This window comes from Microbacterium sp. (assembly GCF_035277845.1).
Lineage (GTDB): Bacteria > Actinomycetota > Actinomycetes > Actinomycetales > Microbacteriaceae > Microbacterium.
Window position 1 is genome coordinate 1 of record NZ_DATEJS010000112.1, and the last position, 3,145, is coordinate 3,145.

Consider the following 3,145-nt stretch of genomic DNA (forward strand, 5'->3'; position numbering starts at 1 on the left):
GCCGACCTGTGCGGAGGATGCCCCGGTGGCGTACACGAAGACGGCATCCGACGCAGTGCGGGCGGTGGCCTGCGGGCCACCGCTTCCCGCCGTCTGCACGACGAAGCCGTCGAGCCCTCCGGTCGGGTACGACGCGGTCACGACGCCGCGGGTCAGCACCGCCTTGCCGACGTAGGGGGAGGTGTCGCCGGTGCCCTGGATCTGCGCGATCGTCAGCGGTTCTGCCGGACCCGGGTCCGTTCCCGGATCGGTCGACCCGCCGCCCATCGGCGTGGGGGCGCCGACGGTGAAGTCGGCGGCGTTGTCCGAGGTGTTCGCACCCGTCGCGGTGCGGGCGACGGAGGTCGCGTTCGTGGTCGCGGGTGCCGGCGAGCCGGCGGCATCCGATGCGGCGCCCCACCCGACGAAGTCGATGACGTGCGGCTGCGCGGGCACCCCCGACGCCCCCGACAGGGCCGTCGTGGCATCCACCAGCGCCACCTTGCCCTGCGTGCCGCTCAGGGCGATGGTGCCGTCGACGTCGGGTGCGAACGACGGCAGCGCGGTGTTCGCGCCGAGCGCCTCCCCGACGAGCAGACGGGCGCCGGCGGGCAGCGAGCGGGCGCCCAGGGGAGTCACCTGCCAGCTGGCTCCGCCCGCGGCTGCGTACTGCACGCTCCAGCCGCTCAGGTCCACGGCATGCCCGGAGGTGTTCTGCAGCTCGATGAAGTCGCGGTTGTACGGCGCTCCGCTGTTGCCGCCGCCGCCGTACACCTCGGCGATGACGACGGGAGCGTCCGGCGAGACGGCGGCGTGCGCTGCGAGGGGCGCGCCGAGCCCGGCGACGGCGAGTGAAGCGATGGTCAGCGCTGCGGGGATGCGTGCGCGGCTGGGTGGGTGGTGGGTCACGGTGATCTCCTGTGATGATGCGGCCCGGGGTCGGGTCCACCCGACCCACCCTGGCCCTCTCGCAAGAGAAAGGAAAGAATCAGCTGGGAACCGGAGGTGAATCGTGGATGGCCGACCGCCCGCGCCGGGCGGAGGTGCGGGACGTCGGCGCCCCGTAGAATCGAGGGGACATGTCACCGCGCGCCCTCCAGCCTCTCCAGCCCGCCGCCACGCCGCCGGAGCTCATCCGCAACTTCTGCATCATCGCCCACATCGACCACGGCAAGTCGACGCTGGCCGACCGCATGCTGCAGATCACCGGCGTGGTCGCCGACCGCGACATGCGTGCGCAGTACCTCGACCGCATGGACATCGAGCGCGAGCGCGGCATCACGATCAAGTCGCAGGCCGTGCGGATGCCGTGGCAGACGGATGCCGGGACCTTCGCGCTCAACATGATCGACACTCCCGGTCACGTAGACTTCACGTACGAGGTGAGCCGGTCGCTGGCCGCGTGTGAAGGCGCGATCCTGCTGGTGGATGCCGCTCAGGGCATCGAAGCGCAGACCCTCGCGAACCTGTACCTCGCGCTCGAGAACGACCTGCACATCATCCCGGTGCTGAACAAGATCGACCTGCCCGCCGCCGACCCGGAGAAGTACGCGGCCGAGCTCGCCGGGCTCATCGGCGGCTCGCCGGACGACGTGCTGCGGGTGAGCGGCAAGACCGGCATGGGCGTGGAGGCGCTTCTCGACCGCATCGTCGCCGAGATCCCCGCGCCGAAGGGCGATGCGGATGCCCCGGCCCGCGCCATGATCTTCGACTCCGTGTACGACTCGTACCGCGGCGTCGTGACGTACGTGCGCATGGTCGACGGGCAGCTCTCGCCCCGCGAGCGCGTGCAGATGATGTCGACCAAGGCGACCCACGAGCTGCTCGAGATCGGCGTCTCCAGCCCGGAGCCGGTGCCGACGAAGGGACTCGGGGTCGGCGAGGTGGGGTACCTCATCACCGGCGTGAAGGACGTGCGCCAGTCGAAGGTCGGCGACACCATCACGAACCTGCGCAAGCCGGCGACCGTGGCGCTGCCGGGCTACACCGACCCGAAGCCGATGGTGTTCTCGGGCATCTACCCGATCGACGGCAGCGATTATGCGGACCTGCGTGAGGCGCTCGACAAGCTGAAGCTGTCGGATGCCTCGCTCCAGTACGAGCCCGAGACCTCCGTGGCCCTCGGCTTCGGCTTCCGCTGCGGGTTCCTGGGCCTGCTGCACCTCGAGATCATCACCGAGCGCCTGGCTCGCGAGTTCGACCTCGACCTCATCACGACGGCGCCGTCGGTCACGTACGAGGTGATGACCGACACCGGTGAGACGGTGACGGTCACCAACCCGAGCGAGTACCCCGACGGGCGCGTGGCGGAGGTGTCGGAGCCGGTGGTGAAGGTCGGCATCCTGCTGCCGAAGGACTACGTGGGCACCGTCATGGAGCTGTGCCAGTCGCGGCGCGGGTCGCTCCTCGGCATGGAGTACCTCAGCGAGGACCGCGTCGAACTGCGCTACAACATGCCCCTCGGCGAGATCGTGTTCGACTTCTTCGACCAGCTGAAGTCCAAGACGCAGGGCTACGCGAGCCTCGACTACGAGCCCGCCGGCTCCCAGACCGCCGACCTCGTCAAGGTCGACATCCTGCTGCAGGGCGACAAGGTGGATGCCTTCAGCTCGATCGTGCACCGCGACAAGGCGTACGCGTACGGCACGATGATGACCGAGCGCCTGCGCAAGCTCATCCCGCGCCAGCAGTTCGAGGTGCCGATCCAGGCCGCGATCGGCGCGCGCATCATCGCCCGCGAGAACATCCGCGCGATCCGCAAGGACGTGCTCGCCAAGTGCTACGGCGGCGACATCACCCGCAAGCGCAAGCTCCTCGAGAAGCAGAAAGAGGGCAAGAAGCGCATGAAGATGGTCGGCCGCGTCGAGGTCCCCCAGGAGGCCTTCATCGCCGCGCTCTCCGGCGACGTGGAGTCCGCCAAGAAGTAGCGGCGAGCGGCGAGCCCCGCTCGTTGCGTTTCGTCTCGCCCGGCCTTCGGCCGGGCTCGCTCAACGACCGGGGGAGGAGCCTCCCCGCCGGTCGTCGAGCGAGCGGAGCGAACCGAAACGCGCCTCCCTCCCGGTCGTTGAGCGAGCGGGGCGAGTCGAAACGCGTCTGCCTCCCGGTCGTTGAGCGAGCGGAGTGAGTCGAAACGCGTCTGCCTCCCGGTCGTTGAGCGAGCGGAGCG

At 69.8% G+C, this 3,145-nt stretch carries 2 protein-coding genes; one reads left to right on the forward strand and one right to left on the reverse strand.

Features of this window, described 5'->3' with window-relative positions; translation table 11 throughout:
• Positions 1-888 (reverse strand): lamin tail domain-containing protein (locus VJR25_RS04700; protein WP_324113035.1); only part of this gene is annotated, 888 nt, incomplete at its 3' end.
• Between the two features lie 170 nt (positions 889-1,058).
• Here VJR25_RS04700 and lepA point away from each other — a divergent pair.
• On the forward strand, positions 1,059-2,906 hold the full coding sequence (lepA, locus tag VJR25_RS04705; RefSeq protein WP_324113037.1) for a translation elongation factor 4: 1,848 nt from the start codon (positions 1,059-1,061) through the stop codon (positions 2,904-2,906).
• Positions 2,907-3,145 lie beyond the last annotated feature (239 nt).